Source organism: Planktothrix sp. (genome assembly GCF_046067725.1).
Taxonomy (GTDB): Bacteria; Cyanobacteriota; Cyanobacteriia; order Cyanobacteriales; family Microcoleaceae; genus Planktothrix.
The window spans coordinates 1-13413 of the sequence record NZ_JBJUDF010000031.1; the positions used below are offsets into that span (position 1 = coordinate 1).

The window sequence follows — 13413 nt, forward strand, 5'->3', positions numbered from 1 at the left end:
TGCAGACCCAGAAATTCGACCGCTTTTCTGAGTGGTATGTATGCCATGTTTCAAACTATAGCATACGTTAGTGTCTGTTAACAAAACTTACACTGTTGAATAACCTCCTCTCGACAACGAGGTTTTATTTTTTTACCCGACACAATAACCAACGTAGAGACATGGGGGGATTTTGGATGGGAACCACATCTCGACCCTGTGACCAATGTTCAAACCAATTTGTGGGCGGCCAAGCTTCCGGGGGAAGGTGAGTGCGTTCGTATTCATAAACCGACTCATCGGAAATCAGTTCTAGGGGTAAATCTTTTAAAACTGAATGAATTTCAGGACGGGTGATTAAGTATGACCATTGAATTTGACCCATTTCTCGGAGTTTATTATTGGGTTCAAAATTATCATCGGTGATAAACGTATTAAATAAAATTAATCCCTCTGTAACAACAGCATCACAAACTTTGGTTAAGAGAGTTTGAACATCCTCTAAGTTGCGAAAATGGGAAATCACTTCAGAAATTAAGGCTAACCGATAATAATTAGCAGGTAACACTAAAGCGGGATTGAGAATATTACTTTGAATTACTCGAATGGGTAACTTGCTTTCTTTGGCTTCTTTCGCAATAATTTGGGCAAAATCTGGGGTGAGTTCCACTGCATCTACGGGATGTCCTTTTCGAGCTAAAGGTAAGGTATTGCGACCCACACCCGCCCCAATATCTAAAATGGGACTGCGGGAAGGTTCCGACAAATCAGACACCACCGCCATTAATTTAGCATCAGGATGTGACCCAAACAACGGCCCTTCACGGGTCGTTAACCAGCGTTGATATTTATTTTCTAAAGAAGCAATTTCCGTGGTTACGGTAATTTTTAAACCACTGGTTAACCCGTGAGTGGGTTCAGGAGGTTCATATTTAAACACTAAACGACTGTGGGGTGAAGCTTGATATCCTTCATTGAGTTTTCGTTCTACAAGTTGACGTAAGCCATTTAATTCATCCGGGGTAAAATTTTGCCCTAATGCTTTCAATAAAGCATTAAACTGACTCATGTATTCATCGAGTAAAGCAGGCGCGCAAGGAAGAACCAGTTGTCCTCGTGCGGAAGTCAGTCGTTTTACTTTTAGTAAAAGCGCTTTTTCAATCAGATTATGATCATTCACTGTAATCGGTTGATTCACGGCTACCACGAATACAATATCCTCTGAATACTATATACAACTTGTCCTATAGCTTTAATTTATCAGAAAAAGTCGTGAAATCTCTAAATTTTCTCCTTTTCCTGCCAAAATCCCTTAAACGTTATTCAGGAAGCTAGAATTAGATTTAATAGGTACAGCAGCAGGTGTAGGACTAGCAGATTCCCTGGTGTTCCCGAACCTAATCCCTGATGAAAAATTGACGGTTTGAAGAACTCTGGAGCTAATTTTTATGTGCTTTTCAGCAACAGCAAGTTTTACCGCTAGTGTATCATTATCTGTGTTAGGAATAGCGACTCTGACCCAAACCACCTCGAAAAATCAGCTTTTATTAGCTTCTTTTCCGTTATTATTTGCAACTCAGCAATTTCTTGAGGGAATCGTCTGGTTAAATTTGGATAATCAATCATCCCTTCTCTATTTTATAGGAGCCTATGGTTTTATAAGCTTTGCTACAGGAGTTTGGCTAATTTTATGTCCGGTTTCTGTTTATTTATTAGAAAAAGATCTTCTTCGCCAAAAAATTATTTTAACTTTGACAATAATCGGATTTTTTTTAGGAATTTATTTTCTGAGTTGCGTGATTAGAGACGGGGTTTTAGCTACTAATTATTCCGGTAATTTATTATATCATCTTAATTTATTATATTATTTTAAATTTGTCTCATTCTATGATTTTTGCAAATATTTATATTTGGTCGTGATTAGTGTTCCCTTTTTGATATCAAGCCAAAGGTTATTAATGCTTTTTGGGATTTTGGTCATTCTTTCTTTTATTCTAGCGGACAGATTTTATCAAACCACATTTATTTCAGTGTGGTGTTTCTTGGCTGCGGTTCTTAGTAGTAGTTTATGGTTTATCTTTTTTGACTGGAAAACACATAATCAAGACATTAAAAATTAAGTGATGAGTGCAAAATAAATGACCGGGTTGAGAGAAGGAACAGCTTAACAGCAAACAGGGAACAGGAAATCACCCAATGTATAAATAATTATGTTTGGGTACTTAAGACAATATTGACAGTTTTTTTGCAGCTAAGGTCACAGCAGGTTTGTGTAAATCAGAAGCCATCTGTTGAGTAATACGTTCTTTCGCTAACGCCCGGTATTCCCAGAAATGTTCCCCAGCCGCACATAACCCTAAATACATATTCAAAGCTTGAGGTTTTTTCAACAAAATAATCCAGAGTTGATGCCAAAACTGTCCTCGAATTTCAGGGCGACGAATTCCTTGATGCCAAATGAGTTGAGCTACCAATCTCAATCCCTTACCGCCAGGGAATTTCATGGTTTGTTGATGATGTTTTAAAGGGGTAATTTTAAGGCATTGTTGTAAACAGCGTCGGAGATAATTCTCTGGCTCGTACATCGTCCAAATCCCTTGCACATATTCTTTCGCAATTTCGGTAATAGGGCGGGTGGGAATGAAATTCATTAAGGTATTTTGATCCCCTGTGGGATGACCATTACTATCAATTAAACGCTGTTCTTTTTTGAGTCGTTCCCAGAGGGCCGTGTTGGGTAAAGCTTGCAGAATTCCTAACATCGGTTGCGGAATGCTGGTTTGTTCAACAAAGGCTTGAATGCGATCGCCGGCTCCGGTTCGTTCTCCATCAAAACCGAGGATAAATCCAGCATAAATCAATAACCCGGCTTGATTAATTTTGTGACAAGCTTCTACAAGGGGATTACGGGTATTTTGTAGTTTTCGGGTGAGTTGTAAGCTATCTTGATCAGGGGTTTCAATCCCCAGAAAAACAGCATAAAAACCAGCTTCACCCATGAGTTGCAGTAATTCATTATCCTCGGCTAAATTCACAGATGCTTCCGTAATAAAGCTAAACGGATAATTGTGTTGCTGCATCCAGGGAATTAGTTCCCGCAGAAAACGTTTAACGTTACGTTGATTGCCAATAAAGTTATCATCGACAATAAAAAGGGAGCCACGCCACCCTTGATCATAGAGGGTTTGCAACTCAGCTAAAGCTTGATCAGGTTCTTTTGTGCGAGGTTTGCGACCATACAGAGAAATAATGTCACAAAATTCGCAATTGAAGGGACAACCACGAGAAAATTGAATCGCCATCATGAAGTAGGCATCCTGCTTAAGCAGGTCAAAGCGAGGGATCGGACTTTGGGTAACATCAGGCTTATCAATTGAACGAAAGATCCCCTGGGTTTCACCGTGACGCAGTGCTTCTAGGAATGGGGGAATGGTCATTTCACCTTCATCCAAAATTAGGAAATTAGCCCCAAAGTCCAAGGCATCTTGAGGGACAGAGGTGGGATAGGGGCCACCGACAGCAACGGTTTTGCCTAAACGGACGGCTTTTTGAATTAAGTTTTGGAAGTCGGGTTTCTGCACCAGCATCGCTGAAATGATCACCAAATCGCACCAGTTCCAATCCGTTTCGGTTTCACAGGTGACATTGCGATCGTGAAATCGAATCTCCCAGTCGGGGGGTAATAGTGCAGCAATGGTAATAATTCCCAAAGGTGGAATGACTGCCTTGAGTCCGGCAATTTCCACGAAGCGCTCGTAAGACCAAAAGGACTGAGGAAATTGAGGATAGAGCAGCAGAACTTTCATAAATCTTTCCCCTAATTTAAAGGCAATAGGACGTTTTTACCATTAACAGTAATTCCGTTATTGATTAACCCTTACGCTAACAATTAACAGTCAATAGTTAACGGTTAACTGTTAATTTATAGTTACATCACCTTCAAATTTTATCTATCGCAAGTATGATAATTATCTTGAAAATTATATTTTTTATTATCATCAATTCTCTATTGCCTGTTCCCAGTGAAGTTGTTCCCTAATTAACTAGATCTTTGTACAAAATCATGCTACTATAGAAATAGTGTCAATTTGGGGCTGTGGCTCAGGTGGATAGAGCAAGCGCCTCCTGAACAATCGGGCACCATCTGGGGAAACCCTGTGAGTGAATGTGGTCAAATTCAAGGAAGCCTAAGTCTGGTGACAGATAAGGTAATCTTGAGCCAAGCTTTACCTCGCGCAGAGGAAAGAAGGTGCAGAGACTGGTTCTAGGGAATCATCAATATGATGCTTTAGACATAACGGCCACCACCTACGGGCAGTTTTAGCCTACGGTGAAGGGATAGTCCAGAGAGTGGGGAAACTCACACCAATCTGAAGCGCTAGGTCGGCGGTTCAAGTCCGCCCAGTCCCGTTAATTTTGAATTCTAATGATCCTCAGCAGTCAGTCAATCACACGGTTAAGGGTTGTTTGTTGTATTCTGATACAATAGCCCAGAGCAAGCTGATAATTGATCGGGTGTCTAATTATTTTTTTCTTATCCCCTGTTCCCTGCTATTGAGTGATCATGAAACCTCGTCGCACCCGCAGTCAAGATCGAATTCTCACCCAACTCAAAACCCTAAAACGCTCGGTTTCCGCTCAAGAACTTTATTTAGAGTTGCGTAAAACAAACCAAACGATGGGGTTAGCAACGGTTTATCGCTCTTTGGACGCTTTAAAACGGGAAGGGTTAATTCATGTTCGCACTTTAACCACAGGAGAAGCGGTTTATAGTTGTATGCAGCAAGATGAACATCATCTCACCTGCGTTGAATGCGGACGGTCTATCCCCCTCGATGAATGTCCTGTTCATCACCTGGAAACCCAACTGCAAAAATCCCACAATTTTAAAATTTACTACCACACCCTAGAATTTTTTGGACTGTGCGAACGCTGCGCCCTCGCCCAGCAAGTATAGATCACACGCATCTAAATTGATCAGGGGAAAATCCTTACAAACAGAGTGGGAGCGTCCCCGCTCCCTAAAACATACAGTTTAAATTAAATGAAGTACAGCTTAACTTTCAATCCTCAACCGTCAACGTTCTACCGAGGTCTTCCTAATGTTGTAATATAAAGAACCGCTTCATCTGTAGGAATACCGAGGACTTCATTCACTTGATCATCAAAAAACCCCCCAATTCCACTGACTCCTAGTCGGAGATAGATAGCCGCTAAGTTCAAGCGTTGTCCAAGATGACCCGCATCTAAATGTAAATAACGATACACTCGATCTCCGTAATTCGCGATGGCTTTTTTCAAATCCGCCGTATGAAATAAGACCGCCGCCGCATCTCGTCCTAAATCCTGTTGTAAACACAAATAGTACAACTCTCGGCGAAAATTTTTAAAGCGAATTTGTCTTAATTCTTGAGCTTTGGGAGCATAATAATAACATCCATCCTCCAAACCTTTAACCCCAGAAACAGCAATAAAGGTTTCAATTAAACTGAGATCAAAATAATCGGGATCACCATCTAACCCTTGATGAACATAATGGTGGGGTTGATAGGTAAAATCTAAAAGTGCTAACAGTTCATTTAACATTAATTCAGAACCATTATAAGCTCGTGTCGAGCGTCGCTTCATCATCGTTTTTTCTAAACCCGATAAATTTTTACCCCAGTCAATGGAACTGGTGACTGTTGGGACTTTTGTACAAAAGGGAAAATTATATTTATCTTCTAAAATCCCATCGGTTTCCATCGGTTTCCAACCTTTAATTCCTGAAGAATCCACTTCTAATTTGGTGGCTTCATGCAAATAAGCCAGCAATTCTCCATCGGTAATATTAGGATAATCCGTTACAATAGCAGAGGGTAAAGCCGTTCTTAAACCGGGTAAATTTTCGTTAATTTCTAGTAAATCGGCTAAGGCTAAAACAGCGAACACCCCTTCCGTTTCGCGATCTAAATATAATAACTGATTCAAGATATTATCCGCAAATCCTCCGATGAGATGGGGTCGATAATCATTCATCGCCGCCGTTAATTCTAAATTGCCTAATAAATGACCAGTATCTAAACAAATTCGACGATAAGCGCGATCTTGATAACGCCAGGAAGAGCGATAAAAAACCGCCGTTGTTATCAAGGCTAAATGGGTATTTTCTAATACAGGATGCCAAAAACAAGCGTCTCGTAAATCTGGCCAAACTTGGTTTTCCCAAAATAGAAGTAAAGCATGGCTTTGGGGTTGATAATGATATAAACCGGGTGCCAAAATTGCAGTACCCCTGGAAATTAAATAGATTTCCGCCGGATACAACCCCCCCGCCGAAGGAGCGGCTCTCAGATAATGAACTCCCGCCATGGTTGGCAGTTTTGCGGTTAAACCATAACTATGCAGCAATAAATGAGATAATCGTTGCCAAAGTTGGATTTTAGGGTCATTAGAAGTCACTTCACCTGTATTCCGCAGGTAAGGTTTGAGATCAAAAACTTTCCCGATTTTATACTCTTTAAAGGGAATAGGCTGTTTTTCCCAGTCCAAGGTTTGACTTTTTAGCGCCAGGGTTTCTGGATCATATTTCGTGCGTTCATGATAGTGTTGGGCAATGGATTTTAGAGAGTCTGACATAAGATTAACCCGATGCAGAACAATAACACTTTTTCCTAGTGTAGACTTTTCTTTTGAGTTTCTTCCTATTTCCTAAAGAGGGTTATTCTGTTTCTGAGTCGGAGCGATAACAGTTGTCATCGGTGGGAATTGGTTTTTGAGCATCCTTGAGGGAATCTCATCTTCATCTAAGGTAAACTTATATGAAATTTGTTTTAAAAATTTTAATCAAACACGCAATGCCATCCGATTTTTGATAAAATCGCTTCAGAAATCGATTTTAGAATACAAGCGATGAACATTAAATCTCTTTTTCGGAGTCTGGGATTAACTCTACTGATTAGCGTCTTTTTTGCCGTTGCATCTGAATTTTTCCTCTTTAACGCCTCACCCGCTTTCGCTCAAGATGTTGCGAGTAGTTGTCCTTTACCCGTCGATATTGCCAATACATTTCTAAACTCTGAATGTCAAGAGATTCAATTATCAGAAGCTCAAGATTTTTACCGTTATTATAGCACCGATAATATGAAATATGGGCGCTATTTAACGACGGATCAATATACGAAGAATGTTGATGTGATCCGAAATTTAGCTTTAAATCAAGCTTGGGGAAATCAAGCAACTCAAATTGAAACGGTCACATTACCCGCCGGAACAATAATTTATAAAGGCATTGTAGCCCCACAACCACCAACGGAATGTTATCCAGGGATGGGTCATCAAGTCTTTATTAAAGATTCTAAAAATCCCAATATTAAATGGTCGGCTGGTCAAAATATTGGTGTTGAATCCTTTTCTTGTCCTTAATTCTTTTTAATTAACTCAATTCCCTCACCGGATATTAACATGGATGCCAAAATTACCGAATTTACTCAGTTAATTGATCAAGCAATTGATTCTGCGGAACAAATCGATCAAGAGGAACAATCAGATCGTTTAGATAATTTAATTGCGGTTTTGAAAAACCTCAAACAAACCGTAATCGCAGGTCAACTTCAACCGTCTCATGGAACTTCAACGTTAGGACTGGCGAGGGAAGTTGCAGACTGGATCGAATCTTTAGATTCTCCTTTATTGAGTGCTGTGGGTGCTGTTGAAGACTATTATCAAAAACACTTCTAAACCGCAAACCGGGTTTTTGTAGATAGCTTTATTAGAAACCGAAAGATTGTGGAAAAACCCGGTTTCTGAGAACCCATATAGCACAAGAAACCGGGTTTTTATAGACAGCTTTGTTAGCAACCCAAAGATTGTAATAAAAACCCGGTTTCTGGATTTAAACCGGTGCGATCGCTTCAATTGCCGCTTCTAAGGCTAAAGCAATATGTGTCCAGTGGGTTCCTCCTTGACAGAACACAATATAAGGTTCTCTTAACGGCCCATCGGCGGAAAATTCCGAGGTACTTCCATCAATAAATGTGCCTCCCGCCATGACTAAATGACTTTCATATCCCGGCATTTCTGCGGGGACAGGTTCGAGATAGGAACTAATCGGAGAATACTGTTGAATGGCGCGACAAAAAGCAATTAATTTATTAGGAGAACCTAACTCAATGGCTTGAATCACATCTCGTCTCGGTTCCAAGGGTAACGGATTTACTCGATAGCCTAATTGATGAAAAACATAGGAAGTTAAATGGGTTCCTTTAATCGCTTCTCCTACCATTTGAGGTGCTAAAAATAACCCTTGAAACAGAATCCGATTTTGATCAAAAGTAGCCCCGCCACTGCTACCAATTCCGGGGGCTGTTAATCGACAAGTGGCGGCTTCAACTAAATCTTCCCGTCCCGCAACATAACCCCCCGCTTGAACAATAGTTCCCCCTGGATTTTTAATTAATGAACCTGCCATTAAATCCACACCCACTGAGGTGGGTTCACGAGTTTCGATAAATTCTCCATAACAATTATCGACAAAACAAATCGTATCGGGGTTTTGTTGTTTAACACTCTGAACAATTTTCTCAATATCATTAATCGACAAACTCGAACGCCAGGAGTAGCCACAGGAACGCTGAATTAAAACGAGGCGAGTTTTGGCGGTTATTGCAGTGTTTAAGCTTTCCCAGTCAATTTTTCCCTCAGACGTTAGATCCAATTGACGGTAAGATATGCCAAACTCTAATAATGAACCTTGACCTTGACCGCGCAAACCGATCACCTCTTCCAAGGTATCATAGGGAGCGCCAGCTACCGCCAGCATTTCGTCCCCTGGACGTAAACAGCCAAATAAGGCACAGGTGATGGCGTGGGTTCCAGAAACAAACTGCACTCGTACCGCAGCCGCTTCTGCACCCATAATCTCCGCAAAGACTTGATCTAAGGTTTGACGTCCTAAATCATCGTGGCCATAACCTGTAACGCCTGCAAAGTGATGGGTTCCTACTCGGTAGCGACGAAAGGCATCTAAAACTCGTTTAAGATTATGCTTGACCTGTGTGTCAATACCAGAAAAAATCGGAAATAGTTCCTGTTCTGCTTCTTTTAGCTGTTCTATACTAGATAGGATCACCGAACTCACTCCATTTGTGGGCGGTGCATATTATGACGCAAATGGGACTCTTTCGTTTAAAAAAGCTCGAATTTTCGTTTCATGACGATTGCAACTTCACCTCAATATAAGCCCGATTGGATCACCATTGCTTTTATGGTGTTTCTCCATGCTGCCGCACTGTTGGCATTCCTACCCAGTAATTTTAGCTGGGCTGCTGTAGGTCTAGCTTTATTTTTACATTGGGTCACTGGAGGCTTAGGAATTACTCTAGGGTATCATCGCCTGGTTAGCCATCGTAGCTTTGAAGCTCCCAAATGGCTAGAATACTTTTTAATCTTTTGCGGAACTCTGGCTTGTCAAGGAGGGCCGATTGATTGGATCGGGTTACACCGTCTCCATCATCAATATTCGGATCAAGAACAAGATCCTCATGATTCTACCAAAGGGTTTTGGTGGAGTCACCTCGGTTGGATGTTATTCCACACTCCGGCCGATGAACAAATCCCTCGTTATACCAAAGATATTGCCGATGATCCAGTTTATCTGTTTTTCCAAAAATACTTTTTGGTCATTCAGGTGATCTTTGGACTGTTACTCTATCTCATCGGAGGTTGGTCTTTTGTCGTTTGGGGCATTTTCTTTCGGGTTGTGGTGATGTTCCACTGTACCTGGTTTGTGAATAGTGCGACTCACAAATTTGGCTATCAAACCTATGAGTCGGGAGATTCCTCTCGTAACTGTTGGTGGGTCGCCTTGGTGACCTATGGTGAAGGTTGGCATAATAATCACCATGCGTTCCAATATTCCGCCCGTCACGGTTTGCAATGGTGGGAAATTGACTTAACTTGGATGACGATTTGGCTTTTGCAAGCGTTAGGGTTAGCCCAAAAAGTGAAATTACCCCCCGCCAATGCTGAAGCTTTACGCATTTAGAATTGTCGATTTCCTTGAACCACGTGCTTCAAGGTCATTAGGGCTTCTAAACCTATTAATCCCCGACGATATCCTTTCTGGTTAGAAATCCCCAGAAAGATTGCGTCTCCCCGGTTTAAATGACGGGAAAATCGAGGAGACGCATTAATAAAGGTCAAGGCACTATTGACATCTTGGGCAAATTTTCGACTTTCGGAATAGGATTCGGTGGCTAAACAGTTAGCATGACCGCTACTATAGGTATTCATCCAAGCGATGGCTTTTTCTAAGTTTTCCACTACTTTAAAAGCAATGGTTCGGGTTAAATAGGGTCTTGACCATTCCGTCGCTTTGGCTAAAGTTAATTCAGGGAATTCTTGGGCGAGGGCTTCATCTCCTCGCAGTTCAAACCCAGCTTCTCGAAAGTTCTTCCACAATCGCACTAAAGATGAGCTTTTTTGATTGGGATCGATGAGAACTTTTTCAATGGCATTGACGGGATCGGGTTTACTTTCATGACTCTCTAAAATCATCCATCGCGCTGTATCCACACTGGCGGTTGATGACCAATATAAATAACAATTTCCCATGGCTGAACGCAAAACGGGAACGGTGGATTGATTCACCACTTGCTGTACAAAATGAGGTCTTCCGTAGGGAATGACTAAATTCAGATGTTGATCTTGGGTGACTAACTGTTGAATGGGGGCATTTTGTTCAGATGGCAAAATTTCTAAACAGCCTAAAGGCAGTCCCGAATCTTCTAAGGCAATTTGCAAAGTTTGAACAATAATTTGGTTCGAGTGGGTGGCTTCTGTTCCTCCTAATAAAACTAAACTATTCGCCGTTTTTAAACACAATCCTGTGGCAATGGCGGCGAGTTCGGGGAAGGCTTCATAGATTAAGGCAACTACCCCTAACGGAATATGTTGATAATAGGTTTGTCCTTGTTCGAGTTGATAGGAGGCACTGGTGACTCGACCAATGGGATCGGGTAATTGTCCCAGACGTTCTAAGATTTGGACGGTGGTTTCTAAGCGTTCTGGAGTGAGTTTGAGCCAGTCGGTAATCAGTTCCGATAACCCTAAGTCTCGACTGGCTTCTAAATCGAGGGTATTGGCTTCTAGGATATCGTTCTGTTGCGATCGCAATGCCTTGGCCATCAGTTGCAAGGCTCGACTCCGATCCACTCCTGTGGTTTTTGCTAGTTGAAAACTGGCAACGTAAGCACGACGGAGTGGATGGTCAGCAGGAAAGGGAGAGAAATCATCAATTATCATCGAGAATCGCGCCTGTAAGCGAGCCAAACCATAAGTGCAGGTAACATGGCTAACAGTACCGCAACCATTGCCCATAACACAAGATTTGGCCCCGGTGAATACAAGGCTAATGGCAACCAAATCACTAACGGAACTAAGAACACTCCCAAAGCCATCGGCAAGTAATGTGCCCTTAACCCCGGACTGGCTCTGTTCCATTGATGACCTGTCCAACGCCAAGCCTGTTTATAAGGATAATGGGTTGCGAGTTGTTCTAAACAATAACCGCTTTCATCGACAACAAAAATTTGTTGGCAGCGATCACAGCCAAAGGCTTCAGTTAAGGCAATGGGAACCAGTCTCCCCCTTCGCCGACAAGGGCAAGGATAATCCCCATTCAAATCAATCTTTTGAGCTTTTTGAGATGGCACAAGCGATTCATTAAGTTAATATTTTTGTAATAATTTCGATTGAAAATGCAAGTGAAATCAATGATAGTCAACTTAAACTTTGAACCAAAAGGGTTAGCTTTTGCTAACATTCTCTTTTGTTAAAATTATATCACAATCATTTAGAGTCTCACCCCTTCATCATCTAAACAGGACTCAGCTTTCTGACTATTCTACCACTTCAGTTTTTTTATTTCTCTCTATGTCTAGTATTTTCTATCTTAGGTAATAGCTTATCTTAATTTTTTGCTAGTATACTTCCCTCGCTCCTAACTTCCTCTTGTTCTAGTAAGCGAACTCAACCTTTAGATTCGTTTATTGTAGATCCAGCGATCGCTACTTTCATACTCTTATTTACTTGTTTATTCTGATTCAAAATTGCCAAAAATTTCAATCAATCTAATATTTTTTCACACACACTCTAATGTTTTTCCGAAAAGTTGAGGTTTGGGTAAAGGCTCATGATTGTTCAACGCCGACTCTATCAGGAGTTCTAAAACTTCCTGTGCATTCTTTAACGCTTCTTCATAGGTATCCCCATGGGTGTGACAATGTTCTCCCCATTCAGGAAGGCTGACCACATAACACTGATCTTCTTCTGACCATTGAATAATAATAGTATAAGAGCTTTTCATCGTTGTTGATCCTCCTTGATTTTAGCAAGTGTATTTAAAGCATTTATAACATCTCGTTCTTGATAGGGTTTGGCATCATTGCTATCCTTTCCTGATAAAATTACTTTTCCAGGTAGAAGAGGATGTGACCATTTTGTATGGCTTCCTTTACCCGGTTCATCAGTAAAACCTGCTTTCAGAAGAAGGCTTTTTAATTCCCTAATTTTCTTTGGCATTTTTCTGGGTTAGCTTAACAGGCATAATTTTAATGGTTTTTTGGATGAATTTGGCATGATATTAACTAATTATATTCAGAAAAAAAGGTAGAAATATAGATTTTTAATTAATATTGTCTTCCTTTACTTCTTCAGTTTGCTCTTGAGGGGTTAACTCTTTTTGCGCTGCCTTGAGTTCCATGATTAGAGTCTGAATGGGTTGATTTGAACTGTTTATATTGTCGTTTTGCTGTTGATTCTTTGGATTAGACTCCTTGGATTGAATATAGAACCAAATTCCCAAAGCTAAAGAGATGCAAAACAATATAGCCAAAACAGATATAACTATTCTTTTTTGAATAGATCCTTCATTTGCTTTTCTAGCTCCTTTTGAATGTCTATCATCGCTTTGTTTATACCCTTGAATATTTCTTCCTTGAAATTCTCGAAAGTTAATTTTTTCTTCTTTTTGACCTCCAGGTTCATCAACAAATTTTGCTAATCCTCGCCAAACTTCTGCCTTTTCAAAATCAGCATAACTTTGAATTCCTGTAACTACCACTAAAGGAATATCTCCTTTAGGTAAGGATTTTTCTTTCAAATCATCTGCTAATTTTTTAATGGTCTCAAAGGGTTGTTCTTTCAAATCATCTGCTAATTGTTCAATAGTGTCATTAGATCTTATCTCTAATCTCTCGTCTGATAATTTAGAAGTTGAGGAAGTCTTTTGATCTGTTAAAAGGCATCGTAGGGATTCAAAATTTACAGTAAAACCGTTTTTTCTTGAAAACTGTTTTTTTTCTTCCCCCTCAATTTTCAAAAATTCCTTTTTGAACTTGGAAAAAGTCAAGGTTTTTCACCTTTTTTCAAACCGAAAAAGCGTCTTGGAGGGAA

The 13413-nt window shown here is 40.5% G+C and carries 14 protein-coding genes; 5 read left to right on the forward strand and 9 right to left on the reverse strand.

Annotation, left to right across the window (positions count from 1 at the left end; translation table 11 throughout):
* Positions 1-124: 124 nt before the first annotated feature.
* Positions 125-1186, reverse strand: coding sequence for a class I SAM-dependent methyltransferase (locus ACKPEB_RS01715; protein WP_408963048.1), 1062 nt, complete (start codon positions 1184-1186; stop codon positions 125-127).
* Positions 1187-1427: 241 nt separating this feature from the next.
* On the opposite strand from ACKPEB_RS01715, the gene ACKPEB_RS01720 reads away from it, so the two are divergent.
* Positions 1428-2099 (forward strand): DUF6629 family protein, encoded by a 672-nt coding sequence (locus ACKPEB_RS01720; RefSeq protein WP_408963050.1) that lies wholly within the window; start codon positions 1428-1430, stop codon positions 2097-2099.
* Positions 2100-2201: 102 nt separating this feature from the next.
* On the opposite strand, the gene ACKPEB_RS01725 is transcribed toward ACKPEB_RS01720, so the two are convergent.
* Positions 2202-3785, reverse strand: a complete 1584-nt coding sequence (locus ACKPEB_RS01725; protein ID WP_408963051.1) for a B12-binding domain-containing radical SAM protein — start codon at positions 3783-3785, stop codon at positions 2202-2204.
* A 758-nt stretch (positions 3786-4543) separates the two neighbouring features.
* Between ACKPEB_RS01725 and ACKPEB_RS01730 the strand changes: the two genes are divergently transcribed.
* Positions 4544-4936 (forward strand): Fur family transcriptional regulator, encoded by a 393-nt coding sequence (locus tag ACKPEB_RS01730; protein ID WP_408963052.1) that lies wholly within the window; start codon positions 4544-4546, stop codon positions 4934-4936.
* 128 nt (positions 4937-5064) lie between these two features.
* Here the strand turns inward: ACKPEB_RS01730 and ACKPEB_RS01735 are convergent, their stop codons facing one another.
* Positions 5065-6597 (reverse strand): SagB/ThcOx family dehydrogenase, encoded by a 1533-nt coding sequence (locus tag ACKPEB_RS01735; RefSeq protein ID WP_408963053.1) that lies wholly within the window; start codon positions 6595-6597, stop codon positions 5065-5067.
* Positions 6598-6870: 273 nt separating this feature from the next.
* On the opposite strand from ACKPEB_RS01735, the gene ACKPEB_RS01740 reads away from it, so the two are divergent.
* On the forward strand, positions 6871-7383 hold the full coding sequence (locus ACKPEB_RS01740) for a hypothetical protein (protein ID WP_408963054.1): 513 nt from the start codon (positions 6871-6873) through the stop codon (positions 7381-7383).
* Between the two features lie 39 nt (positions 7384-7422).
* On the forward strand, positions 7423-7698 hold the full coding sequence (locus tag ACKPEB_RS01745; protein ID WP_408963055.1) for a hypothetical protein: 276 nt from the start codon (positions 7423-7425) through the stop codon (positions 7696-7698).
* Positions 7699-7852: 154 nt separating this feature from the next.
* Here the strand turns inward: ACKPEB_RS01745 and ACKPEB_RS01750 are convergent, their stop codons facing one another.
* Complete coding sequence (locus ACKPEB_RS01750) at positions 7853-9085, reverse strand: aminotransferase class I/II-fold pyridoxal phosphate-dependent enzyme (protein ID WP_408963062.1); 1233 nt, start codon at positions 9083-9085, stop codon at positions 7853-7855.
* Positions 9086-9169: 84 nt separating this feature from the next.
* On the opposite strand from ACKPEB_RS01750, the gene ACKPEB_RS01755 reads away from it, so the two are divergent.
* On the forward strand, positions 9170-10003 hold the full coding sequence (locus ACKPEB_RS01755; RefSeq protein WP_408963056.1) for an acyl-CoA desaturase: 834 nt from the start codon (positions 9170-9172) through the stop codon (positions 10001-10003).
* Here the strand turns inward: ACKPEB_RS01755 and ACKPEB_RS01760 are convergent.
* The 5 genes from ACKPEB_RS01760 to ACKPEB_RS01780 all read right to left on the reverse strand — a co-directional run bounded on the left by ACKPEB_RS01760 (position 10000) and on the right by ACKPEB_RS01780 (position 13369).
* Positions 10000-11262: a glutamate-5-semialdehyde dehydrogenase gene (locus ACKPEB_RS01760; RefSeq protein ID WP_408963057.1), complete on the reverse strand. Its 1263-nt coding sequence runs from the start codon at positions 11260-11262 to the stop codon at positions 10000-10002. The genes ACKPEB_RS01755 and ACKPEB_RS01760 overlap by 4 nt on opposite strands.
* Entirely contained in the window at positions 11259-11672 is a 414-nt protein-coding gene (locus ACKPEB_RS01765; protein ID WP_408963058.1) for a hypothetical protein, read from the reverse strand. Before ACKPEB_RS01765 ends, ACKPEB_RS01760 begins: the two co-directional genes overlap by 4 nt.
* A 428-nt stretch (positions 11673-12100) precedes the next feature.
* Positions 12101-12325 carry a type II toxin-antitoxin system HicB family antitoxin gene (locus ACKPEB_RS01770; RefSeq protein ID WP_408963059.1) on the reverse strand — a complete coding sequence of 75 codons (225 nt, stop codon included), beginning with the start codon at positions 12323-12325 and terminating at the stop codon, positions 12101-12103.
* Positions 12322-12540 (reverse strand): type II toxin-antitoxin system HicA family toxin, encoded by a 219-nt coding sequence (locus tag ACKPEB_RS01775; protein WP_408963060.1) that lies wholly within the window; start codon positions 12538-12540, stop codon positions 12322-12324. The genes ACKPEB_RS01770 and ACKPEB_RS01775 overlap by 4 nt, the downstream gene beginning before the upstream one ends.
* Positions 12541-12643: 103 nt before the next feature.
* Positions 12644-13369: a hypothetical protein gene (locus ACKPEB_RS01780; protein ID WP_408963061.1), complete on the reverse strand. Its 726-nt coding sequence runs from the start codon at positions 13367-13369 to the stop codon at positions 12644-12646.
* Positions 13370-13413 lie beyond the last annotated feature (44 nt).